At 70.2% G+C, this 24,081-nt stretch carries 20 protein-coding genes; 4 read left to right on the top strand and 16 right to left on the bottom strand.

Annotated features, from left to right (window positions below; all coding sequences use genetic code 11):
- The first annotated feature begins 77 nt into the window (after positions 1–77).
- A complete protein-coding gene (locus ACQPYZ_RS07535; RefSeq protein ID WP_433166602.1) occupies positions 78–1,313 on the top strand; it encodes a LysM peptidoglycan-binding domain-containing protein in 1,236 nt (411 codons plus the stop codon).
- A 589-nt stretch (positions 1,314–1,902) separates the two neighbouring features.
- Complete coding sequence (locus ACQPYZ_RS07530) at positions 1,903–2,196, top strand: Rv3235 family protein (RefSeq protein WP_433166601.1); 294 nt, start codon at positions 1,903–1,905, stop codon at positions 2,194–2,196.
- Between the two features lie 311 nt (positions 2,197–2,507).
- Here the strand turns inward: ACQPYZ_RS07530 and ACQPYZ_RS07525 are convergent, their stop codons facing one another.
- Positions 2,508–2,864, bottom strand: coding sequence for a YciI family protein (locus tag ACQPYZ_RS07525; protein WP_433166600.1), 357 nt, complete (start codon positions 2,862–2,864; stop codon positions 2,508–2,510).
- A gap of 232 nt (positions 2,865–3,096) precedes the next feature.
- Positions 3,097–3,798, bottom strand: coding sequence for a helix-turn-helix domain-containing protein (locus ACQPYZ_RS07520; RefSeq protein WP_433166599.1), 702 nt, complete (start codon positions 3,796–3,798; stop codon positions 3,097–3,099).
- A gap of 63 nt (positions 3,799–3,861) precedes the next feature.
- On the opposite strand from ACQPYZ_RS07520, the gene ACQPYZ_RS07515 reads away from it, so the two are divergent.
- Positions 3,862–4,878: an aminoglycoside phosphotransferase gene (locus ACQPYZ_RS07515; RefSeq protein ID WP_433166598.1), complete on the top strand. Its 1,017-nt coding sequence runs from the start codon at positions 3,862–3,864 to the stop codon at positions 4,876–4,878.
- Here ACQPYZ_RS07515 and ACQPYZ_RS07510 read toward each other — a convergent pair.
- The 10 genes from ACQPYZ_RS07510 to ACQPYZ_RS07465 all read right to left on the bottom strand — a co-directional run bounded on the left by ACQPYZ_RS07510 (position 4,862) and on the right by ACQPYZ_RS07465 (position 17,937).
- Positions 4,862–6,757, bottom strand: a complete 1,896-nt coding sequence (locus ACQPYZ_RS07510) for a hypothetical protein (RefSeq protein ID WP_433166597.1) — start codon at positions 6,755–6,757, stop codon at positions 4,862–4,864. The genes ACQPYZ_RS07515 and ACQPYZ_RS07510 overlap by 17 nt on opposite strands.
- Positions 6,754–7,812, bottom strand: coding sequence for a glycoside hydrolase family 130 protein (locus ACQPYZ_RS07505; protein ID WP_433166596.1), 1,059 nt, complete (start codon positions 7,810–7,812; stop codon positions 6,754–6,756). The genes ACQPYZ_RS07510 and ACQPYZ_RS07505 overlap by 4 nt, the downstream gene beginning before the upstream one ends.
- Before the next feature lie 28 nt (positions 7,813–7,840).
- A complete protein-coding gene (locus tag ACQPYZ_RS07500) occupies positions 7,841–8,659 on the bottom strand; it encodes a carbohydrate ABC transporter permease (RefSeq protein ID WP_433166595.1) in 819 nt (272 codons plus the stop codon).
- Entirely contained in the window at positions 8,659–9,582 is a 924-nt protein-coding gene (locus tag ACQPYZ_RS07495; protein WP_433166594.1) for a carbohydrate ABC transporter permease, read from the bottom strand. The genes ACQPYZ_RS07500 and ACQPYZ_RS07495 overlap by 1 nt, the downstream gene beginning before the upstream one ends.
- The gene (locus ACQPYZ_RS07490; protein WP_433166593.1) at positions 9,579–10,865 is read right to left on the bottom strand and encodes an extracellular solute-binding protein; all 1,287 of its coding nucleotides are present in this window, start codon (positions 10,863–10,865) and stop codon (positions 9,579–9,581) included. Before ACQPYZ_RS07490 ends, ACQPYZ_RS07495 begins: the two co-directional genes overlap by 4 nt.
- An 18-nt stretch (positions 10,866–10,883) precedes the next feature.
- Positions 10,884–11,909 (bottom strand): LacI family DNA-binding transcriptional regulator, encoded by a 1,026-nt coding sequence (locus tag ACQPYZ_RS07485; protein WP_433166592.1) that lies wholly within the window; start codon positions 11,907–11,909, stop codon positions 10,884–10,886.
- Positions 11,910–12,008: 99 nt separating this feature from the next.
- The gene (locus ACQPYZ_RS07480) at positions 12,009–12,953 is read right to left on the bottom strand and encodes an NAD(P)H-dependent flavin oxidoreductase (RefSeq protein WP_433166591.1); all 945 of its coding nucleotides are present in this window, start codon (positions 12,951–12,953) and stop codon (positions 12,009–12,011) included.
- Positions 12,954–13,046: 93 nt separating this feature from the next.
- Complete coding sequence (gene secA, locus ACQPYZ_RS07475; RefSeq protein ID WP_433166590.1) at positions 13,047–15,974, bottom strand: preprotein translocase subunit SecA; 2,928 nt, start codon at positions 15,972–15,974, stop codon at positions 13,047–13,049.
- Positions 15,975–16,161: 187 nt separating this feature from the next.
- A complete protein-coding gene (locus ACQPYZ_RS07470) occupies positions 16,162–17,310 on the bottom strand; it encodes a winged helix-turn-helix domain-containing protein (RefSeq protein ID WP_433169640.1) in 1,149 nt (382 codons plus the stop codon).
- Between the two features lie 84 nt (positions 17,311–17,394).
- A complete protein-coding gene (locus tag ACQPYZ_RS07465; RefSeq protein WP_433166589.1) occupies positions 17,395–17,937 on the bottom strand; it encodes a helix-hairpin-helix domain-containing protein in 543 nt (180 codons plus the stop codon).
- A gap of 134 nt (positions 17,938–18,071) precedes the next feature.
- Between ACQPYZ_RS07465 and ACQPYZ_RS07460 the strand changes: the two genes are divergently transcribed.
- On the top strand, positions 18,072–18,887 hold the full coding sequence (locus ACQPYZ_RS07460; protein WP_433166588.1) for a S1 family peptidase: 816 nt from the start codon (positions 18,072–18,074) through the stop codon (positions 18,885–18,887).
- A 92-nt stretch (positions 18,888–18,979) separates the two neighbouring features.
- On the opposite strand, the gene hpf is transcribed toward ACQPYZ_RS07460, so the two are convergent.
- The 4 genes from hpf to mtrB form a co-directional block, all read right to left on the bottom strand.
- Entirely contained in the window at positions 18,980–19,606 is a 627-nt protein-coding gene (gene hpf / locus ACQPYZ_RS07455) for a ribosome hibernation-promoting factor, HPF/YfiA family (RefSeq protein WP_433166586.1), read from the bottom strand.
- A gap of 216 nt (positions 19,607–19,822) precedes the next feature.
- Complete coding sequence (locus ACQPYZ_RS07450; RefSeq protein WP_433166584.1) at positions 19,823–20,404, bottom strand: ComF family protein; 582 nt, start codon at positions 20,402–20,404, stop codon at positions 19,823–19,825.
- A 250-nt stretch (positions 20,405–20,654) separates the two neighbouring features.
- Positions 20,655–22,430 carry a GerMN domain-containing protein gene (locus tag ACQPYZ_RS07445; RefSeq protein WP_433166582.1) on the bottom strand — a complete coding sequence of 592 codons (1,776 nt, stop codon included), beginning with the start codon at positions 22,428–22,430 and terminating at the stop codon, positions 20,655–20,657.
- Positions 22,427–24,070: an MtrAB system histidine kinase MtrB gene (gene mtrB / locus ACQPYZ_RS07440; protein WP_433166580.1), complete on the bottom strand. Its 1,644-nt coding sequence runs from the start codon at positions 24,068–24,070 to the stop codon at positions 22,427–22,429. The genes ACQPYZ_RS07445 and mtrB overlap by 4 nt, the downstream gene beginning before the upstream one ends.
- Between the last annotated feature and the right edge of the window lie 11 nt (positions 24,071–24,081).

Genomic DNA, 24,081 nt, shown 5'->3' with positions numbered 1-24,081 from the left:
TAGTACCGGTCTATAGTGGTCAAGCCAAAGCAAACTCAAGCAAACTCATAGATCAGAGGCGAAGTGGGGAGAACGCGATGATCCGGGGATTGAAGGGCACGCTCGCGCTGGTGGCGCTCGCCGCTGTGGGCGTCGTACTGCGCTGGACGACGGCCGGCTCGATCGCCGCAGCGAACAGCCACGACCTCGACTCCCTGACCGTCCTCGCGGTCGGCACCGTCGCGTGGATCGCCTACGGATGGCTCGTCCTGGCCGTCATCGCCACGGTGCTCGAGCAACTTCCCGGCGCGATCGGCGCGGTCGCCACCGCCATCGCCCGCCGAATCACGCCCGCGACCTCCCGAGCCCTCCTCCGCTCGGCGCTCGGCGTGGCGGCGATAACCCCACTGACAGTCAGCGCCGCCCACGCAACCGCGCCCCACCAAGCCCAAACCCAGCCCTGGACCCAGCCGGAGCCCGCCCCTCAGGTCGCGGCCGACGGCACCTCCTGGCGTGCGTCCGAACGACCGTCCTCAGTCCGCCTGACCGACCCCGCCCCCGCGGCGCGAACCCAGGCCTCCTCCAGGACGCCGGACTCCACGCACTGGCGCACCAACGAGCCACCGTCCTCAGTCCGCCTCACCGGCTCCGACCCCAGCTCGACCAGCCAGACCTCCCGGACACCGGACCCCGCCGCATGGCGCACCACCGAACCGCCCTCCACCGTCCGCCTAACCGGCCCCGCTCCCTCAACGCGCGACTCGCAGGACCTCCCCAGTGCTCGGCCGCAGGACGCGCCGAGTGCTCGGCCGGAGAACCTGTCGGGTGGTCGGACGCAGGACGTGCAGAGTGGTCAGCCTGCGGACAGCCCGAGTGCTCAGCGGCAGGACGCCGTACCGGCGACGCCGCCACGAGCGAACGACTCACCGGCGGACTCGCGGCCGACCACGGCAGCCGGTCGGCCCGGGTCAGCCGGACGGTCGACTGCTCCCGCGCCTGCCAGCACGCCGGGTGGGGAGCGCGTGCGGGTTGGTGTACCGGATCGCCCGACGTCGGGCGCGGCCACTCGGTACACGGACCTGAAGTCCGGCCAGCCGATCCGCGTGCCGGCGCGCGTCGTTGTCAAGCCCGGCGACACGCTCTGGAGCATCGCCGCGACCGAGCTCGGCCCGCACGCCACCGCAGAGGCCGTCGCCGAACGTTGGCCGGCCTGGTACGCCGCCAACCGCGAGCTGATCGGGCCCGACCCCGACCTGATTCTTCCCGGCCAGGTGCTGCGCATCCCGGCATCCGCGACCGGTCACCCCGTGCCGCCCACCCACCAGGAGAAGTGACATGAGCCAGAACCTGCCCGCGGTCCCCTCCCAGCACCCCACCCCGCGCCGCCCGATCCCGAGCCTCACAACCCCGAGCCGCCCCGTCCCGGCCCACCCACTCTCCGAAATCACACACACCATGCCCGAACACGCTGACCCCGCACAGACCCGAGCCGACCAGACCGACGTCACCACCCCGCGCCTCCGAGCGGTCACGTCACCCGCGCACCACGCCATCCCACCCACGGTCCGCCACGCCGGCACGATGACCGCGACCGCGCTCTCCCTCCGCCACCAGGCATTGCCCTACCTCGGCATCACTCCCACGCCCACCCTTCAGGCCTCGACGCCCGCCCTCGTCATCACCCGCGATGACGCATCCGCCCCGGCCTCCGCTGAGGTTGTGTCGGGTGCACCGGCTGCCACCGCTGCAGCGTCTACGCAGGCCGGAGAGTCGGCAGGTTCGCGTCGGGGCCTCTCCGTCGTACCGGAGGCTCCTGCGGACCCGGCGACCGATGGCGCCGCGGATGGTGCATCGGCTCGGGTTGCGAGCGTCGGGCCTGGGTTGCCGGATGCGCGGGCGTGGGGTCGGCGGCTGGCGCAGGCGGTGACGGAGGTGCTGGCTGGTGATCGGCCGATCTCGCAGTTGGTGCGGTTCACGGACGAGGCAGTGTTTGCGGACCTCAACCGCCGGGTTCGCGTGCTCGGGATGAGCACTACGGCGACCACTCGCGGCGCCAAGGAGCGCAGCGCCGTCCGCTCGATCCGCATCTGTACGCCGGCCAAGGAGATCGTTGAGGTCGCCGCCCACGTTCGCCACGGCGACCGCTCCCGCGCCATCGCCTTCCGCCTCGAGATCCGCCGCAACCGCTGGGTCTGCACAGCCCTGGAACTCGGCTGACCACACGCCGCCGCCTCACACTTCCCAGGCGGCGCGGCGGCTCACCCAAGACCGTTGACTCCGGCAACGACCGCGTACGACGTCTGCGCCGCCAGCAGGCGCACGACGCCCCGTCCGTCGGTCGTGCACTCCGGTAGCGTCTTACGGCCGGGGTGCTGTGGGCTGCAGTGGCAGCGGGTGTCGGAGGGACGGCTTGCGGCGTGGTGGCGGGTGGTACGTCGGTCAGCCGGGGCGACGTGGGGTGCGACGCGCGGCGTACGACGGACGGGGCGGGACGGTGGATCGCGGGGGCGCGGGGCCTGGGGTGGGGGTCAGTCGTCGGTTGCTTCGGAGGTGGAGCGTGGGGGGTGGACTTTGGTGAAGGTGAGGTTGCCGGCGGGCATCATCCAGGTCATGACGTTGACTGCCAGGCGGCCGATTTGGACTGCCGGGTCGGCTTCGGCGTGTTGGCGGGCGGTCTCCGGGTCTACTGACCACACCGAGAAGCCCCGGAATCGTTCGTCGTCCTGGTCCAGGAGTGGCCCGCGGGCGAGGACGAGGCCGCGCTCCTGCATGTTCGCGCCGTGGGCCAGGTGGCGGTCCTGCAGGGCTGCTGCCTCAGCCTCGTCGAGGACCGGTGCGTCGTCCCGCAGGGTCAGCAGGATCACCGTGTACCGATCGAACTTCATTCCCTGAAACTACTCCTGGCTCCACCGGTTACCCACCCGACGACGCGGCCGTGGCCGGCGACGCCCCAGTGGTCGCAGGCCCGACCGGCAGGCGCGGGCGTGATCGGCCCACCGAGCAACCAAGTACCGAACAACGAGCAGATCGTCTCTCGGAGGACGGGACCGACTCGGTCACCGTACGCCGAGCCGACCACCAACCAGGTGTCAGCAGTCGCACGATCGGATTGCGGGGTCAGCTCAGCAGCAGCCGGGGTGGGAGGCCGGTCAACGCCTTGATGTCGCGGGTCAGGTGAGCCTGGTCGGCGTACCCGGTCAGCGCCGCCACGTCTGCCAGGGAGAGGCCGGTGCGGGCCTGGTCGAGCGCTGTGTTCATCGTCAGCACCCGATCGAGCATCTTCGGGCCGTACCCGAAGGCGCTCAGGCACCGGCGGTGCAGTTGCCGCTCGCTCAGCCCGACGCTGCTCGCCAGCGAGAGTACGCCGGCCTCGCCGCGCAGCATCCCGCTGCGCACAGCACGCAGTACCTGGGTGATCCAGCGGTCCGGCTCCTCGGTCAGCTCGGCGACCACCTGCTCGAGTGCCAGCGCCGGGACGCGAGCCGTGCGGACCCGGTCAGCCAGGCGCCGGCTGCGCGTCGGCGACCAGAGGTCGCTCAGCGGGACGCGCTCGTTGAGGAGCTCGTGAGCCGGTACGCCGAGGAAGCGCGGCGCCGTCCCGGGCGCGAACCGGATCCCGGCGTACCGCGTCCCCGCGTCGGCCGAGCCGATCCACGCGCGACTGTCCGGACCGGCGATGACCAACTGGTCGTCCACCAGCAGCAGATCCATGCAGCCGTCCGGGAGGACCCGGTAGTCGCCGCCCTCCGCGGTCCGGGTCCACAGTACGGCGCCCGGCACCCGCGCCGGCCGCTCCCGATACGGCTCGAACTCACTCACGTGACCAGTCTCCAACCCACCACCGACAGTCTGCGATCCAGCCGCCTGCGACCATGACTGTTTGTGAGTGCCGAGACCGGTACGACGACCCTGCGGCACAACCCCCTCAACGCGGTGACGGCGACCGTCGAGCGGGTGACGTACGCCGACGGCCGCACGCTCGTACGAAAGGTACTGCGGAGGCCGGTCGCGTCGACCGGGCCGTGGGCCGCCTCGGAGGACCCGCGGCACTGGAACTACTGGCGCCGCGAGCTCGAGGTGTACCGCGACGACGAACTGCGCAAGCAGCTCGCGGACGCGGGCCTGGTGCTCCCGGCCGCGGACGTCACCGAACACGCGGACGGCGCGACGATCACGATGGAGGACATCCAGGGAACGCCCGGCACCCGGTTCTCCCTGGCCGAGCACGCGGGGCTGGCGCGGGCCTGTGGACGTTGGCAGGCACGACCGGCCGGCGAACGGTGGTGGACGTCGACCGGGTTCCTGCGCGACTACTCGACCACCCGGGAGGTGCCGTGGGAGCTGGTCGACGACGACGCCGCCTGGCAGCAGCCGCTGGTCGCGGAAACCTGGCCGCCGGGACTGCGGGCGGCCTGGACCCAGCTAGTTGCCCATCGCAATGACCTGCTCGACCTGGTGGGCCGGCTGCCGCGGGCGAGGTGCCACCTCGACCTCTGGGTCTCGAACGTGATCCAGCGACCGACCGGCGAGCTCGCCCTGCTGGACTGGGCTTTCACCGGTGACGGCTCGCTCGGCGAGGACCTCGGCAACCACATCCCGGATGCCGTGTTCGACCTCTTCTGGCCGGCGGAACGACTGCCCGAGCTGGCCGAGACATGTGTCGACAACTACCTTGACGGCTTGCGGGAGGCCGGGTGGCGAGGCGATCCCGACGACGTACGCTTCGCCGTGATGGCGTCCGGCGTCAAGTACGCCTGGCTGCTGCCCGGCCTGCTCGCCCAGGCGTCCGACATCTCCCACCACGCCTACCACCAGCAGGCCGACAGCCATCACCTCTTCCACCAGCGCGGCCAGGCGCTGAGGTTCGTCGCCGACCGGGCGCTCAGAGCACTATCGTGAAACCTCCGGGCTGGACCACGACCCGGGAGGCCGCAACGCGCCGCCGCGAGTGCAGCTGCCCGTTCGCCGTGTAGCTGTACGCCGTCGTCCCGGTCGTCACCGGATGCGTCCTCGGACGCGTGTCCACGCTCGCAAGCAGTACTGCGTCACCTGCCGTCATCGTGCTGACCATCGGCAGGAGCAGTAGGGCGTCGATCTGCGCCGTACCCGCGGTCGTCGTAGCACTCACCCGAGTCGCGTACGGCGGAAGCGGTGTGCCGAGCGTGATCGGCTGCAGCACGCCCGGAGCCGCCGAAATCCCTTGTGGACCAGGGGCTGCGTGGTTGATCGACCCCAGGGTGCGGCCGCCACCAGTCCAGACCGTCCGGCCCGGATCGAGCAGGTTGACGACCGGAAGAACCAGTCTGGGCTGAGCCGATGCGGGCACGGTCCACTCCGCCCTCGACCCCGCGGACAGCGCGACGTACGAGCCGTTGCTCCACTGCGACTCACCCGTCCAGGCTGACGGCGGCGTCACCACCTGTCCGCCGACTGCGGCCTCGCCTTCCACCACCTGCAGGCCGGAGTGGGTCGCCGAGCCCAAGTCCTGCGCCAGCCGGGCAAGCCCGGGCCGAGCGTCGAGAGCGAGCATCGAGAGCAGTCCGTGGATCGTCGACTCGGCGCCGGAGTTGCGGTTGATCACGCCGTCGCCGGAGATGCCGTCGTACGTGCGGCCGGTCGTGGCGTCGTACATCGGCTCCCCGGCCCGGTTGGCACCGAAGTACCAGGCGGCGACGAAAGCGGCCAACTGCTTCAGGCCGGGCAGTCCGACGGCCAGGAGTCCTTGCAGGCGGGCGTCGACGCCGTACGCGATCTGGGTACGGTCGATCGGCGCTGGCAGCCAGCCGTTGTCCGGGCCGCCCGCGGTCATCAGCAGCGGCGTGAAGCCGGCGGTGTCGCCGATGGCCGGTCCGAGCGGCGTGCGCAGGACCGAGGACGCAGCGGCGAGGGCGGACGGCATCTGCGCACCCCACGCGTGCCAGACCGCGATCGACTCCGCCCAGGGCAGCAAAGCCCGGAACGGCCACGACCGACTCGTCCCCGCGCTCATGGCCGCGATCCCCTCGGCGAACTGCGCGAGCGCACGCCGAGCCCGGGCCGACCCGCCGGCGCGGACGTACGCCGTCAACCCGAGCACTGCCTCGGAGGTCGCGTCAGCGCCGTTCACGATCAGCCATGCGGGCAGCCGGCGGCCGTCCACGACGTTCCACTCGCCATAGCGCACCAGCACCTGCCGCTCGAGCGCAGCCAGCGTCAACTCGAGCCGATCCCGCAGGAACTCGGCGAACCGGCGGTCGACCCGGCGGAAGGCCTCATAGCCCTCCCCCAGCGCCCACACCGTACGGGCGAGCCAGTACGACGGCCCGGAGTCGGACGGATCCGGGAGCTCGACCGGCTCGGCACTCGGGTTGAGGGTGCCGTCCGGCTGCATCCACAGCACCACATTGCCGTTCGGCGACTGGAGATACGTCAGGCCGCGCAGGAGGTCCCGTGCGACCGACAGCCTGCCGGCCCGGAGGTAGACGACCGAAGCCCGCGAGATGTCGTCCGCGTTGAACGCGCCTTGGCCGTAGGTGTCCGTGGCCGGGTCGTACGTGCCGCCGCCGATGCGCTTGTACGAGCCGTCCGGCTGACGGTCGGCGTACGTCCAGAGCACGCCCAGCGGGCCGGAGCCGTAGGTGCTGTGCCCTGCCTGTGCCGGTGGCGTGACTGTCGTCCGCAGGTAGTCGAGGTGGGCGAGGTTGGTCAGCCGACCGCCGGCCGACGCGGGCAGGGTGACGGTCGAGACCGCGCCGACAGCGAGTGCTCCGCCGAGGACGGTCCGGCGGGTGACGGTCATGGCAGCCTGTCCAATCGGGCGACGCCGATGGCCGCGTCGGCCATGCCGTAGAAGACGTATCGCACGCCGTCGACCTCCTCGATCGCGGTGGGGAACACGACGTTGCCGACCGTGCCGACGCGTTCCTGTTCGGTTTCGGGGACGAGCAGCGGCTCGGTGGTGCGGTCGATCACCTTGGTGACATCGGCCGCGTCCAGCAGCAGCGCACCGGCGGTGTAGCTGACCTTCTGGGTGGTCGGGTCGAACCCCTTCGGCTGCTCACCGGTGACGCCGTGGTGGATCACCAGCCACCCCTCCGGCACCCGCAGCGGCGCGGGCCCGGCGCCGATCTTCAACTCCTCGAACGGGTGCTCCGACATCGCCACCAGCCGGTGGTGACGCAGATGCACCAGATTCCGCACGTCCTTGTCGACCTCGGCCACCGGCACGAACGACACCCAGATGCCGGGCCGGTCGTCGGTGACCCCGGCGGGCAGGTGGACGCCTTCGCCGTCGCGGAACCAGCCCAGGTCCCACATCGGCCGGTGCAGCATCGCGTAGGCCGGTTGGCCGTCGGGGCCGGTGACCGGTTCGGGGAAGAACACGGTGTCCTTGTTCGGGAACAGGTTCAGGTCGGTGTCCAGGTCGGGCTGGTACTCGAAGTGCAACGGCCCCAGCCGCCGCCACTCGCGCAGGTCCCGCGACACCGCCAGCGCCGGTTTCGGGCCGAGTGGCCCGTAGGCGACATAGGTCATCACGTGGGTGTCGAGCGCGGGGATCCAGGTGACCCGGGGGTCTTCGACGCCGGCGTTGTTCAGGCCGCGTTCCCAGCCCTCGTCGGGGGCGAGCACGACCCCGTCGCGGCGGACACCGACCGGCACCCCGTCCTTGAGTTCCACCTCGGCCAGGCCGACGCGGGAGACGTTACCGGCCGCGACCAGCCGCGGCAGCAGATACAGCGTGCCGTCCGGGGTGTGCCCGGTGGCCGGGTTCAGCACGCCCTCGGCCTCCAGCTCGTTGCCCGGCTCCGGCGTCATCAGCACACCGACACGCGTCAGGGTGTAAGGAACAGTCACAGCAAACAGCCTTTCCGAGAAGTACGAGTCAGCCCTTGACCCCGGACTCGAGGTTCGTGGCGATGAAACGGCGCTGGAAGATCAGGAACAGCGTCACCGCGGGCGCGGCCAGCACGCACGCCCCGGCGAGGACGGCACCGAACGGGTTCGCCGCCCGGGCCGACACGGTCGTCAAGTAGTTCGACAGCGAGACCGCGAGTGGCTGGAGATCCTGCTGCTTGGTGATCAGGAACGGCCAGAGGAACTCGTTCCACGGCCCGATGAACGTCAGCAGCACCCCCGTCAGCAGGGCCGGCTTCACCAGCGGCACCGCGATCCGCCACAGGATGCTCAGCTCACCCGCGCCGTCGATCCGGGCCGCGTCGAACAACTCGGCCGGGAGCTGCAGGAAGTACTGCCGGAACACGAACACCGCCGTCGAGTTGATCGCGAACGGCAGGATCATCCCGAGATAGGAGTCGGCCAACCCGTAACTGCGCACAATCAGCACATACAAGGGGATTGTCAACAATTGGAACGGCACGACCTGGACCAGCAGCATCAGGTTGAACACCAGCCCGCGGCCACGGAAGTGCAACCGGGCCAGCGCATAACCGGCCAGCACGCCGAACACGAGCGTCCCCAGAATGACCCCGCCGGTGAAGACGCCGGAGTTGATCAACGACCGCCCGAGGTTGATCGCGGTGTTGATCTCGACATAGTTCTGCCCGGTCAGATTCCCCGGTGACGGGAACGCCCCGCCCACCGACGGATCCGGCTCGGCCTGCAACGAGCCGATCAGCATGTAGTAGAAGGGAAACAGGAACACGAACGCGCCGACGAGCAACGCGACGAAACGCCACCGCATCAGTCCTCCCTCCCCACGAAACGCCGTTCGACCAGCGCCAGAATCAGGACACCGATCACCAGCAGCACCCCGATCGCCGACCCGATGTCCGGGTTCCCCTGCTCGATGCCCTTCTGGTACATCACCAGCACCGGCGATGCCGACGCCCCGTCCGGACCGCCACCACCGGTGAGCAGGTACGGCTCGGTGAACAGGTTCGCCCCGGTCACCGTCGCCAGCAGGACGACGAGCGTCGTCGCCGGCCGCACGCCCGGCACCGTCACGTTCAGGAACGACTTCCACCGCCCGGCCCCGTCCATCGACGCTGCCTCGTACAGATCCTTCGACACGTTCTGAAGCGCCGCCAGATAGAGCAGGATGAAGAACCCCAACTGCTTCCAGGTCACGTAGATCGCCACGGTCGGCATCGCGAGCGTCGAGTTCACCAGCCACGACGGATCCGGCGCCAACGGACCCAGCACCGAGTTGACCAGACCGTTCGCGTTGAACAGGAACAGCCACACCCCCACCACCGCAACACTCGCGGTCACGTACGGGACGTAGTACGACACCCGGAAGAACGTCCGCCACCGGATCGCCGCGTTCAACGCCGTCGCCAGACCGAGCGACAACACGACGGTCAGCGGCACGTTGATCACCAGGAACACGAGCACGTTGCCGAAGGCACGTCGTACGGCGGGATCGGACAGCACGGTCACGTAGTTGTCGAGCCCGACGAACGGCCGCTCCACGATCGCGCCCGGCGCGGTGAAGAAGTAGTCGTGGAACGACATGTAGACCGCGAACCCGAGCGGATACGCGAACACGAGCACCAGGAACACGACGTACGGCGTGACGAACGCCGTCCCCGCCGGGTGCTCCCCCAGGATCCGGCCGGCGAAGCCCGTTCGCCGGCCCGATCCCGTCGAGGCCAGTCGGCTCATGACCCTGCGGCGAGCTGATCGACCTTCTGTGCCGCGCCGTCCAGGGCCGCTCCCGGGTCCTCCTGGCCGAAGATCACCGACTTGGAGTAGGCGTCCCGGAACGTCTGCCAGATCGTGATCGAGTTCGGCACGTTCGGCACCTCCACCGTCCGCGCGGCCTGATCGGCGAAGGTCTTGTAGTCCGCGTTCTTGGTGAAGTAGTCGGCGTACGTCGACGCGACGTCCTTGCGCAACGGCATCTGCCCGGTCGTCTCCAGGAACTTGCCGTCCTGCTCCTGGCTGGTCGCGAACTTCAGCACCTCCCACGCGGTGCCACGGTTCTTGCACGCCGAGTACATCGCCACGTTCTTCGCATCCGAGAACGTGTGGATCTCGTTCGCCGGCTTCCCCGACGAGGTCGGCACCGGCACGACACCCCAGTCCACCTTGCCCTTGTACGTCGCGATCGCCCACGGACCCACCACGGCCATCGCCGCGGTCCCGTCCACGAAGGCGTCACCGGTGTACTTCTCCTGCGACGCGAGCTTGTCCGCGTACATCGTCCGCCAGAACTGCGCGACCTTCTTGCCCTCGTCGGACGCGAACGTCGCCTTGCCGTCCTCGACCAGCTGCTTCCCGCCGGTCTCGGCCGCATACAACGGATAGAAGTCGAACCACGACTGGAAGAACTCGTTGCTCGGCGCCGGGTAGATGGCGAACCTGGCCGCCTTCGAGGAGACCAGCTTCCGCGAGGTCGCGAGGAACTCGTCGTACGTCGCCAACGCCGGCTTCTCCGGATCCAGCCCCGCCTTCGCGAACGCCTTCTTGTTGTAGAAGATCATCACCGGATTCGACTTCCACGGCAGCTGGTAGTACTTGCCGTCGGTCGACTTGTACTGCCCCGCGACATCACCGGACCGCTCCTCGACGTACGACGTACCACCGTCGAACCCGTCCAGCGGCACCAGCCCGCCCTGCTTCTGGAACTGCGACACCGACGCCGGCGAGGTGTTGAAGATCAGGCACGGCGCGTTCCCGGCCGTGATCGCCGCCCCGATCACCTCCTCCGAACTCTTCCCGGTCGGGATCTCCTGAGCGGTGATCTTCTGGTCCGCGTGCGCCACGTTCCAGGCCGCCACCATCTGCTTGCCCCAAGCAACCTCTTCGGCGTTGTTCGAGTACCAGATGGTGATCGGCCCGGTGGACTTGGCCGCGGCGTTGGCGTCACCAGCGCCGTCGCTGCCGCCGCACGCGGCGAGTGATCCGGCCAGCACGAGGGCCAGCAGTCCGGCTTGCAGTTTCATCTTTCCTCCAGGGGAGCACTACGCAGGAGCCGCGCCGGTGGACCGGCGGACGACGAGCTGCGCTGGTGGGAGCTCGACATCGGGTACGTCGGTCGCGCCGTCGACGAGCTGGTTGAGGGTCTGGGCGGCCGCCTCGCCGAAACGGAACGGGTCGGCGCGTACGGTGGTCAGGCCGGGGTGGACGTACTCGGCGAGTTCGCTGTCGTCGAAGCCGGCGATGCTCAGGTCGTCCGGAACGGTCAACCCGGCCGCCTGGGCAGCTCCGAGACCGGCGATCGCCATCCGGTCGTTGGCGTAGACGATCGCGGTCGGCGGCTCGGGCAGTGCGAGCAGCCTCCGGGTCGCCTCGATCCCGCCGGCGGCGGTGAAGTCGCCCGCCTCGACCGCGACCGGCCGCAGACCGGCCGTGGCCAGGGCCGACTCGAAAGCCGTCGACCGGGCCGTCGCGTGCACGAAGTCGGGCGGGCCCGCGACCTGGGCGATCCGGGTATGCCCGAGCTCGACCAGGTGCTCGACGACCGCGATCGTCCCCGGCCGGTCGTCCAGGGTGACCGCCGGGAACGGCGACGTACCATCGGGCCGATTCAGGGTGACCGCGGGCAGCCCGAGCTCGACCAGCAGGCCGATCCGGGGGTCGTCGTGCCGGAGGTCGGACAGGAAGACGCCGTCGACCCGCGCGTCCTGTGCGAGCCGCCGGTAGCCCGCCTCCTCGTCCTCGCCGGCCGTGACGACCTGCAGGACGAGCGCCTGCCCGCGGGCGGACAGGACACTCTCGACGCCGGCGATGAAGGCCGGGAAGAACGGGTCCGACGACAGCACGGCCGGATCCCGGGTGATCACCAGGCCGAGGGCGAACGCCTTCGAGACCGACAGCGACCGGGCCCGGTTGCTCGGCCGCCAGCCCAGCTCGTCGGCGGCGGCGAGGATCTTGTCCACGGTCGACCGCGCCAGGCCGGGCCGTCCGTTCAGCGCGAAGGACACCGCGCCCTTGGACACACCCGCCCGGGTCGCCACATCGGCGATCGTCGGCCGCTGCTTACTCACACACACCTCACACGACGGATTTAAACCGGTTTAAACGCCATCTAAACCGGTTAAAACCGTCGGCGTCAAGACCCCGGCACGGCGCAGTTGACCGGCCTGCTACTCGATCGCCGCCCGTAGATACGTGCGGTACGTGGCGAAGGCGGCGACGACGTCGGCCGCGGCCGGCTCGGCCGTCAGGGCGCCGACACCCTGGCCCGCGTAGATCGACGTCCGGGCCGGGTCGGCAGCGCGAACGCCGGCGACGTAGTCGTCGTGGCCGGCGTCGTCGGTCTTGAGCTCCTGCTCGCGGCCTTCCCACGTGTCGAAGTACGCGTTCCGGAGCGCCCGCCCGCCGAACTCGTCCGGCCAGCCGGCCCTCGACGCGGCGTCGAAGACCGTGCCGTACACCGTGTCGGTCTCGTCCGCCTCGATCACCCGCCGGCGTACCGGCTCCGGCGTCAACGCCTCCTGACACGTGAGGAACGCCGTACCGATCCAGCCGCCGACCGCTCCCGCGGCCAGTACGGCGGCCAGCCCGCGCGGACCGGAGATCCCACCGGCCGCCAGCACCGGCAGGTCGGTCAGCTCGAGGATCGCCTGCAGCAACGGGAGGGTGGCGACCGCGTTGCGGCCGTGCCCGCCGGCCTCGGCACCCCGGGCGACGATCACGTCAACCCCGCTGTCGATCGCCTCGCGGGCGTCGGCGATCGTCCCCGCCTGCATGGCGACGACGATGCCTTCCTGCTGCAGCATCCCGACGTACGGCGCGTAGTCGCCGAAGCTCAGCGAGACCAGGGCCGGTCGGAGCTCGAGGACGGCGTCGAGGTGCTCAGGGTGGGCCTTGACCGACCACGCCATCAGACCGACGCCGTACGGCCGCCCGCTCGCCGCGGCGACCGCGCCCTCGGTGCGGATCCAGTCGGCGGTCACCGCCGAACCCGCGCCGAGCATGCCCAGTCCGCCGGCCGCCGAGATCGCCGCGGTCAGCTGGCCGCCGCTCACGTTCGCCATCGGTGCGCCCACCACCGGCACGGACAACCCGAACTTCTCCGTCAGCCACATGGATCCAGGGCACCACACCGGTCCCGGCGTCCGCCATGGTGGCAGACACACCAACGGCCGGCCCCGGGAAGGGACCGGCCGTTCGAGGTGGCGTCAGAACTTGTAGACGTCCGACTGCGGGTCGCCGTGGCAGCGCTTGTACTTCTTGCCCGAGCCACACGGGCAGGCCACGTTGCGCGGAGTCCCGGCGTACATCAGGCCGCCCTCATCCGTCGCGCCGTCCTGCCGGACCGCGACCTCCTCGTCGCCGTCGATCGTCGGCGCCGAGTACGACAGCCGCTGCGGGCGGCTGTCACCGGTCAGGCCCTTGGCGCGCAGCCGCGGGGTGTCCCGCGGACGCGGCGTGTCCTGCGGCCGCTCCTCGTCCTGGACCCGGCCCGGGAACTCGGCCACCGGCGCGCCCGGGGTGAGGATGTCCTCGATCCGCCGGCCCTCGATGCCGTTCTCCTCGGCGACCTCGGTGGCGGCCTGCATCTCGGCGCGCATCGCCTCGACGTCGACCTCGACGTTGAAGATGAAGGCGACCGACTCCTCCTTGATCGACTCCATCATCGCGGCGAACATGTCGTAGCCCTCGCGCTGGTACTCGACCAGGGGGTCGCGCTGGGCCATCGCCCGCAGGCCGATGCCCTCACGCAGGTAGTCCATCTCGTACAGGTGCTCGCGCCACTTGCGGTCCAGCACGCTGAGCACCACCCGGCGCTCCAGCTCACGCATCGCATCCTCGCCGAGGTACTCCTCGCGCCGGTCGTACGCCGCCTTGGCGTCGGCCAGGAACGCCTCGATCAGGAAGTCCTGGGTCAGCCCGGACCGGTCACCGCCGGCCTCCTCGATCAGCTGCTCCTCGGTCAGCTCGGTCGAGTACAGCGTCTTCATCGCGGTGAACAGCGCGTCCAGGTCCCAGTCCTCGGCGAACCCTTCCACGGTCGCGCCCTGGACGTACCCGGTGACGGTCTCCTCGAGCATGTCCTGAACCTGCTCGCGCAGGTCGGCGCCCTCGAGCACCCGGCGGCGCTCGTCGTACACGACGTGGCGCTGCCGGTTCATCACGTCGTCGTACTTGAGGATGTTCTTCCGGGTCTCGAAGTTCTGCGCCTCGACCTGGGACTGTGCCGACGCGATCGCCTTGGTGACGACCTTGTTCTCCAGCGGCTGGGTGTCGTCGTTGTTGCGCGCCATCGCCCAGTCGACCATCTCACGCTTGAACAGCCGCATCAGGTCGTCCTCCAGCGACAGGTAGAACCGGGACTTGCCCGGGTCGCCCTGACGGCCGGACCGGCCGCGCAGCTGGTTGTCGATCCGGCGGGACTCGTGCCGCTCGGTGCCGAGCACGTACAGGCCGCCCGCCTCGCGGACCTCCTCCTGCTCGTCCTTCACCTGCTTCTCGAACCGCTCCAGGACCGCCGGGTACTGCTCCTCGTACTCCTCCGGGGACTCGGCCGGGTCGATGCCGCGGGCGCGCAGGTCCTTGTCGGCGAGGAACTCCGGGTTGCCGCCGAGGATGATGTCGGTCCCCCGACCGGCCATGTTGGTGGCCACCGTGACGGCGCCCTTGCGGCCGGCCTCGGCGACGATCGCCGCCTCTCGCGCGTGCTGCTTTGCGTTCAGCACCTCGTGCGCGATGTTCTCCTTGCGCAGCTGGGCGGACAGCCGCTCGGACTTCTCCACGCTGGTGGTGCCGACCAGGATCGGCTGCCCGGTGCCGTGCACCTCGACGATGTCCTTGACCACCGCGTCGAACTTGGCGTCCTCGGTGCGGAAGATCAGGTCGCGCTCGTCGGAGCGGATCATCGGCTTGTTGGTCGGGATCGGGACCACACCGAGGCCGTAGATCTTCTGGAACTCGGCCGCCTCGGTCATCGCCGTACCGGTCATCCCGGCCAGCTTGTCGTAGAGGCGGAAGTAGTTCTGCAGCGTGATCGTCGCGAGGGTCTGGTACTCCTCCTTGATCTCGACGCCTTCCTTGGCCTCGATCGCCTGGTGGAGACCCTCGTTGTAGCGGCGGCCGTGCAGCGTCCGGCCGGTGTGCTCGTCGACGATCAGCACCTCGTTGTCGACGACCACGTAGTCCTTGTCCTTGCGGAACAGGTCCTTGGCCTTGAGCGCGTTGTTCAGGTAGCTGATCAGCGGGGTGTTGGCCGACTCGTACAGGTTGTCGATGCCGAGCCGGTCCTCGACCTTCTCGATCCCGCGCTCGAGGATGGCGACCGTGCGCTTCTTCTCGTCCACCTCGTAGTCGGCGACCGGGCGCTGGTCCTCCGGCACCTTGTCGTCGGCGATCCGCGGCTTCAGCGTCATCGCGATCTTCGCCATCTCGACGTACCAGCGCTGCGAGTCCTCGGCCGGGCCGGAGATGATCAGCGGGGTCCGGGCCTCGTCGACCAGGATCGAGTCCACCTCGTCCACGACCGCGAAGTTGTGCTCGCGCTGGACGCAGTCCTCGATGCTCTGCGCCATGTTGTCGCGCAGGTAGTCGAAGCCGAACTCGTTGTTGGTGCCGTAGGTGATGTCCTTGCCGTAGGCGATCCGGCGCTCGGCCGGCGACATCTCCGGCAGGATCACGCCGTAGTCCAGGCCGAGGAAGTGGTACACCCGGCCCATCCACTCGGCCTGGTACTTCGCCAGGTAGTCGTTCACCGTGACCACGTGGACGCCCTTGCCGGACAGCGCGTTCAGGTACACCGGCATCGTGGCGACCAGGGTCTTGCCCTCACCGGTCTTCATCTCGGCGATGTTGCCCAGATGCAGCGCGGCGCCGCCCATGACCTGGACGTCGTAGGGCCGCTGGTGCAGGGTCCGCTTGGCCGCCTCCCGGACGACCGCGAACGCCTCCGGCAGCAGCGCGTCGAGGGACTCCCCGTTCTCGTGGCGTTGCTTGAACTCCGCGGTCTGACCGCGCAACTCCTCGTCGGTCATGCCGACGAAGTCGTCCTCGATCGAGTTGACCATCTTCGCGATGCCCTGGAGCTGGCGCAGGATCTTGCCCTCGCCGATCCGCAGGACCTTGTCGATCACCTTCATGGTGGGGAGTTCTCTCCTTGCTGCTGAAGCCTTGGTGCGGCCGACGCCGACAGGGCACGGCCGACCCAGCGGGAAGGGCGTGCGACCCCCATCGTACGGGGCCGGGTGTGCCAAGCCACGCCCGCAGCGTGCCTCGGGCCCCACCGGACCCACGGTTGGCTGAGGCGGAAAGTTCCCGCGTGGCCCCTCAGGACCCTCGCAGAGCGTCACTCAGCGCTGGCGAGAGGTCACCGCCGCCGACCACCCGGACCTGGTCCAGCCCGAGGAACCCGGCCAGCTGGACCAGCTCGGCGGCCAGCTCGTCCGCGGTCTCCACCGGCGCCTTCGGCTCGGCGTGCGCCGACTGCACCAGCAGCACGCCGGTGGCCCGGTCCGACTTCAGGTCCACCCGGGCGACCAGCCGGTCCCCGAGCAGGAACGGCAGCACGTAGTACCCGTAGATGCGCTTTTCGGCCGGGACGTAGATCTCGATCCGGTAGCGGAAGTCGAACAGCACCTCGGTCCGGGTCCGCTCGAACACCAGCGAGTCGAACGGGCTGACCAGGGCCCGCGTGTTCACCCGCCGCGGCAGCCGGGCGTCGCGGTGCAGGTACGCCGGCCGCTTCCAGCCCTCGATCCCGACCGGGATCAGCTCGCCCTCCTCGACCAGCTCCACGATCGCCTGCGCGGTCGGCTCCGGCGCGGTCCGGAAGTAGTCCCGCAGGCACTGCGCCGTGGCCACCCCGTGCGCCCGCGCCGCGATCGACACCAGCCCGCGATGGGCTTCGGCGTCCGACGGCGTCGGCGTCTCGAGTACGGCGCTGGGCAGCACGCGCTCGGGGACGTCGTACATCCGCTCGAATTGCTGGTTGCGCCGGGCCACCGTGATCTCGCCGGCGAAGAAGAGGAACTCCAGCGCCCGCTTGACGTCGGACCAGTTCCAGCCCCAGTTCTCCTTCGAGCGCTCGACGTCGTCGTCGATCTCCCGGGCCGTCAGCGGGCCGTGCGCGCGGACGTCGGCGAGCACCTGCTGGACCAGCTCCGGCCGCTCCTTGGCGATCGAGCGCGGCCCGCCCCACGCCTCGGTGGCGGCCCGGGCCATCCGCCAGCGCATCAGCGGGTGCGTGTGGACCGGGATCAGGGAGGCCTCGTGCGCCCAGTACTCCACCAGGCGGCGTGGCGCCTGGCCGGAGGCGCGGTCGAGCAGATCGCGCGGATACGGCCCCAGGCGGGAGTAGAGCGGCAGGTACTGCGCGCGGCTGAGCACGTTGACCGAGTCGATCTGGATCAGGCCGATCCGGCCGAGCACGCGCGCCAGCGCCCGGGCGTCGGGCACCCCCTTCGGCCGCGGGTCCATGAAGCCCTGCGCGGCCAAGGCCACGCGCCGCGCCTGCGCCGTCGACAACACCTGGGTAGTCACAGCGACGATTCTGCCGGGCGGCTAGGACAGTTTCCGGTCCTGCACCGAGATCACCAGCAGCCGGTCGACCAGTTCTTTGTCCGGCAGGCCCTGCAGCAGCCCGCGGCTCCACAGCTCACCGACGTGCCGGAACCGGCCGTCGGTCTGCCGGCTCGCCACGATCGTCGCGGCGATCTGCGCGTTCAGCCCGGGCAGCGCGGCGAGCGTGTCCGCCGATGCCTCGTTCAACGCCACCCGGGCCTTCCGCCGCTGGGAAGCGATCACCACGGCGGCCTGGACGCTGGCCACGGGAATGGCGAGCAACTGGGCCAGCATGAACGCGTCACCCTTCGCCGAGTCCGCCTCGAGGTCGTTGCCCCAGTCGACGGACCAGAAGGCGATCGTGATTCCGAGGTAAACGGCCGCGGACGCGGCCAGCAGCAGGCTGCGGCGGCGGACGGCGACGACGCCCATCAGGACGGAGCTTGCGGCCCCGAGGGTCAGGATCGGTACCGCGGCCCCGGCCAGCTTGAGGATCACGGCCTTCCAGTCGGTCCGGGCCCGGACCCGAGGCTGAGGATGCACGACCGCAGAGTAGTGCGGGGCGAGGGCATAACTTGGGAGTTACCGCAAGTGGGAGGTGTGCTACGGAGGGTGTTCGGGAGACGCTCGCAGCAGGCCGCGCCGCCCGTGCGGCCCCTATCAACCTGGAGTGAGGCATGACAGGAAGAGTGCAGTGGGTCCGGGCCGCCCTGGCGGCCGGTGTGCTGACCGTGGCGTCCCTCGGTGCGGTGGCCGTGGCCGGCTCCGCAACGGCCGCGCAGGCACCGGACGGACCGAAGACCCGGATCGTCGGCGGCACCATCGCCCACACGGCGGACACCCCGTGGGCGATCCAGCTCTCGAACACCGGCTCACCCGACCCGACCGGCGAGTGGTGCGGCGCGACGCTGGTCGCGGCGAACAAGATCGTCACCGCCGCGCACTGCTCGCAGGAAGCCGCCTCCACGTACACCGCGATCCAGGGGCGGGACGTGCTGAGTGACACGTCCACCGGCCAGGAGTCGGCGATCAGCAGCATCTGGGTCGACCCGCAGTACGGGCAGGCCCCCGGGCACGACGTCGCGGTGATGACGCTGGCCACGCCGTTCGACGGCGTACCGACGCTGGCACTGGAGACCGACAAGGCGGCGGACGCGGCCGGTGCGGCCTCGGTCGTCTACGGTTGGGGTGAGACCGAGGGCACCGGTCCGGCGAACACCTTCCAGAAGGTCGACGTCCCGGTGCTGGGTGACGCGTACTGCCAGGAGGCCTACGCGAGCGAGGGCTACACCGCCGACGGCGAGATCTGCGCCGGGTACGAGGAAGGCGGCAAGGACTCCTGCCAGGGCGACTCCGGCGGGCCGCTCGTCCTGAACGGCCGGCTGTTCGGCGTCGTCTCGTGGGGCGTGGGCTGCGCGGACGCCGGCAACCCGGGCGTCTACGCCGAGGTGGCGACGTACGCCGCCGCGCTCCAGGCCCAGATCGACGGCTGACCCACAGACCTTCGCAGGGGAAGGAGAAGGGGCCGGGCGCACCGCCCGGCCCCTCTTCCTGTGCTTCTTGTGCGCTCCTCCCGGAGTCGGCGTCAGACGGCGAGCCGGATCACGCCGTAGTCGTAACCGCGACGGCGGTAGACGACGCTCGGCTGGTTCTCGTCGGCGTCGACGAACAGATAGAAGTCGTGTCCGACCAGCTCGAGCTCGTAGAGCGCCTGGTCCAGGGACATCGGCTTGGCGGTGTGGGTCTTCTCGCGCATCACCAGCGGGCCGTCCCCGGTGACCGTGAGCGATCCGAACTTGTACGTCGCCACTTCGTCCTCGGCGACTTCTTCCTCCACTACCGGTGTGGTGCCGTTGAGCGGCTGTTTTGCGTTCACGTGCCGCAGGCCTTCCGGCGTACGCTCACCGCGGTGCACCCGGCGGCGGTCGGCCGCCTTGCGGACCTGCGCCCGCAGCCGGTCCAGGCAGACGTCGAAGGCCGCCTGCTTGGTCTCCCCGGTCGCTTCGGCCCGGACCACCGGACCCTTGGTGTACATGGTGAGCTCGACACGCATCGCCCGATCGTGCTGTCGCGGGTTCTTCTCCTGGCTGACTTCTACCTCGCACCGCAGTACCCGGTGATCGACCTTCTCGATCCGCTCGAGTTTTTCCTCGACGTACTGCCGGAAGCGGTCACTGACCTCGCAGTGATGACCCTTGACAACGACGTCCACGGAAACCTCCATCGATCGGCGACTTCTTTTACGTCTTCGGACCCCCGTACCTCTCGTGACGGTGCCCGAAACGAGAACACCCGCTGCGGAACCCGTCGGACTCCGCGGTGAGGATTCCGGCTGATCCGGCCCTGCACCACATCCCTGCCCGACAAGCCCTAGCGGGTGTCATAGGCCAACGCTAGTCGGCTTCGGCGAAAACCGGTAGGGAAGTTCTCATGAACCAGACGGCCACTGCCGGCGGGTCGCGGCGAGCACCGCGCAGCCGAGCACCGGAATTCCCCGGGATTCCAAGGCCCGGCCCGCCTCGGCCAGCGTAGAACCGGTGGTGATCACGTCGTCGACCAGCAGGACCGGCTGATCCGTCAGCCTTTCAGCCCAGCGCGAACGGGCCGCGAAAGCCCCGGCCAGGTTGGCGGTACGGCGTTCCGCCGACAGGCCGGCCTGGTCGTCCGGACGTCGTACGACGGTCAGCGCGGACGCCGGCCGGGCGTCGATCCCCTGCCGTCGCAGGACCCGCACGGCAGCCCGGGTGATCCGCCGCAGTGGGTCATGTCCACGCTGCCGGACGGTCGCTCGCGAGGACGGCACCGGGCACAACCAGACCACCTCGCGCGGACCGAGCGCCTCGCGGACGGCGGCCGCCAGCACGGCCCCGAGTGGACGCGCCAGCGCGTACCGGGCCTCCTCCTTGTGGGCCACGATCAGCTTGCGCACCTCGTCGGCGTACGGCGCACTCGCGGTCGGCGGAGGCAGTCCGGCCGGGCGTGGGTCCGGCCAGGCACGGAACGGAGTCACCGATGTCAGTCGCTCCCGGCAACGACCACACAGAGTGACGCCCGGCCGCTCGCAGCCGGCGCACCGGCCACCCAGGACGAGATCCACGAACGCGTCCCGCACCGGCACCGCTCAACGATCCTCGACCACCTGCCCGGCCCGCAACCGGCCACCGCCTCAGCTGTGGACAACCCGCACCCGTGCGTCGCTCCGGCGATGGACAACGGCGGCCGGGCATCGCGGCCGCGTGTCGCCTCCCGGCTGTGGCGGCTCAGCCGGGGTAGACCGGCCGGATCGGGCCGCCCTCGTCGTCCATGTCCACCCAGGCGAGGTCGCGGGTCTGCCAGTGCAGGCTCCCCTGGACGTCCTCGATCACCGGCAGCGTGTCCTTGTTCAGGTTCGACGCCAGCCGGTTGGTCGCGAAGTCGACCGACGAGGCACCGGGAAGCACCTGCAGCTGGGAGCCGTCGGTGTTCACCAGCCACGGCGCCTGGCTGAGTGCGCTCGACCTGGTCGCCGCCGACGTGCCCGCGACCAGGACGCCCTGCTTGTTCCAGGCCACGTCGGTGATGCCTTTGAGCGCCAGGTGCAGGTTGCGGAACTGGCCGAGCGCGAGCCCGCCGCCACTGGTCGGCTGGACCGTCGCCGTGAGCACGTAGTTCTGGCCGGTCTTCGGCCGCATCAGCAGCAGCGCCCGGACACCGTCCGGCGCCATCCGCAGGGCCAACGGGGTCTCGCCCCGGAAGTTCACCGCGACCGCACGCACCTTGCCGTCGCGGTCCCGCACCCGGAGCCGCGGCGTCGCCCGATCCGCCCGGTCCAGCACCCACAGGTTCTCCTGCTTGTCGTAGCTCGGCGGCACGACCGCGCCCTCGACCGGGATCGCCCGTTCCTTGTCGGGCTTGTCGGTCGAGTCCAGCCAGCCGTACACGACCCGCTGGTCGCCCTCGGACTCGGTGACGATCGCACCGGCGTCACCGATCAGGTTCACCGCGAACGACTTGGCGTTGTAGTCGTAGAGCGGGCTGTTGCGCAGCGGACGGGCCGCGATGTCGGACGCGCCGTCCAGCCCTTCGATCCGCTGCACCTTGCCCGACCGGAGGGCGAACAACTCGGTCAGCGCGCCGGTGAGTACGCCCGGGTCGTACTGCGTGAAGTCGGCGAACGGCAGCACCTCGGGATCGTCGGGCAGCAGCGGAGCCCCGCTGACGGTGATCTTGACCTTGAGGTTGATCTGGTTCAGGGTCCAGACGATCTGCGCCGCGAGCAGCCGGCGTTCGGCGTCCCGCAACGGTGCGGCCGCGTCGTTCAGCGCCACGGTCGCGACGCCGAGCTCGACCGGGACCGACACCTGGACCTCGGTCCCCGGCGGCGCCAGCGAGACCACGCCGTTGCCGAGCCGGCTGGTAGGGCCCTTCAGCAGCTCCTGGACCAGCTGGGTGGCGGCCTGCCCGGGCGAGAGGTTCACCGGCAGGTAGACCGGGTCGGGGACCAGGATGTCCCGGCCCGGGGCGAAGAAGTAGAGGTTGCGGGTGGCAAGCTTCGGGTCCAGCTGGTTGCTGCCCAGGTACACCCCGGGTGGCACCGACGCGACCCGCCACTGGTCCTCCAGCTTGACCAGCTTGAAGACGAAGGTGGTCTCGGCGTCGGGTCTGGCCGGGATCCACGACCCGCGGTCGTCGATGGTGGCGATGTGCCGGGCCTTCAGCTGGACCTGGTCGGGCGCGAGCTGGGTGACCGCGTCGCGCTGCTGCTCGTACACCACCGTCTGCGACTCCGGCTTCCAGGCCGCGGCCGCCTCCGGCGTCATGTACTCGCGGGCCACGTCGAACGCCCGCGAGTCCGACATCGCCTCCAGGAAGCCGTTCACCAGCGGCAGTTGGCCGATGTTGTCCCGCGGCGGCTTCGCCTCGACACCGACACCGCCGAAGTCCGGCGCGAGCCCTTCGCGGCTGCCGTTGCGGATCGTGCCCTTGGTCGGCACGGTCGCGCAGCCGGTCGCCAGCAGCACGATCGCCAGGACGGCCGCGATCAGCCTTCGCCTCACTGTTCCTCACCACCGGTCAGCTTCTGGTACGGCGCTCCGACGTCGACCAGGGACTTCTCCGCCACCACCCGGCTCGCGTCCGCCGGACGGGCGGGCAGCGGCGATCCGGACAGCGTGACGTCCGGCCGCCGCGGCAGCGTGAGCCGGAAGTACGCGCCGTCGCCCGGCGAACCCCACGCGTCCAGCCGGCCGCCGTGCAGCCGGGCGTCCTCCAGCGCGATCGACAGCCCGAGCCCGGTGCCGCCGGTGGTCCGCGCCCGGGCGGGGTCGGCCCGCCAGAACCGGCTGAACACCATCTCGGCCTCCTCCGGCCGGAACCCGATCCCGTGGTCCCGGACCGCGACCGCGGCCGCGTCGTCGTCGTACGCCGTACTGATCCGGATCGGCAGGCCCTCGCTGTGCTCGATCGCGTTGCCGATCAGGTTGCGAAGGATCCGCTCGATCCGGCGCGAGTCCACCTGGGCGCGGCAGGGCGCCGGCATGTCCAGCTGGACCTCGCAGCCCTTGCGGTCCAGCAGGGTCTCGTGGTTCTCCAGCACGCGGCTGACGATGTCGCGCAGGTCCACGTCCTCCAGGTCGAGGGCGGCCGCGCCGGCGTCGAACCGGCTGATCTCGAGCAGGTCGGACAGCAGCTCCTCGAACCGGTTGAGCTCGTTCTGCAGCAGCTCGACCGAGCGGCGGCTGATCGGGTCGAACTGGTCGCGGCTCTCGTGCAGCAGGTCGGCCGCCATCCGGACCGTCGTCAGCGGCGTCCGCAGCTCGTGCGAGACGTCGGAGACGAACCGGCGCTGCAGCCGGGACAGCTCCTCCAGCCGGCGGATCTGCCGCTGCAGGTTGCCGGCCATCTTGTTGAACGAGACCGCCAGCCGGGCCAGGTCGTCGGTGCCGCGGACCTGCATCCGCTCCTCGAGCTTGCCGGCCGCCAGCCGCTCCGCGATCCGCCGCGCCATCCGGACCGGGGTGACGACCTGACGGGTGACCAGCCAGGCGACCGCACCGAGCAGGACGACCAGGAGCAGGCCGGCGGTGACCAGGGCCCGTTGGACGACGTCGAGCGTCTCCTGCTGCGGGGTGAGCGGGAACAGGAAGTAGACCGCGTACCGCTCGGCGGGCGCCGACGGGATGCGCAGCTGGGAGCCGATCACCAGACCCGGCACGCTGGGCCCGTCGCGGTAGTTGATGACCGTGTAGGTGTCCCACAGCTTGGTCTCGTCGCTCATCACCGACGACGCCAGCTCGGTCGGGATCGAGTCGCTGTCGACCAGGCCGGTGTAGCGAATGGCGTTCGTGGACGACGAGTCGGTCGGCACCAGCAGGACGTCGTACAGGCCGGGGCGGTTCGTGCCGAGGACCAGCTCGGACAGCTGGTGGTTGATCGTGTTCGGGTCGGCGGCGTCGATGGTGTTGGACAGCGAGGCCAGCTGCGCGACCGCCTCCGACTGGGCACTGGTACGGCGGGACTCGAGCACGCCGTCGGTGACCTGACTCATCATCACCCAGCCGACCAGGAGCAGGACGACGGTCGACATCAGCAGCGTGCCGGTGACGATCCGGGCCTGGATGGACCGGCGCCAGATGTCCGGCCAGTGTTTCGGGTGCGTCCGCCACAGCGGCTGCGGGTAGGCAGGCCAGTCCGCCACGGCGGCGGTCA

It is taken from the genome of Kribbella sp. CA-247076, assembly GCF_050942445.1.
Taxonomy (GTDB): domain Bacteria; phylum Actinomycetota; class Actinomycetes; order Propionibacteriales; family Kribbellaceae; genus Kribbella.
This window is presented reverse-complemented; position numbering and strand designations above follow the sequence as displayed.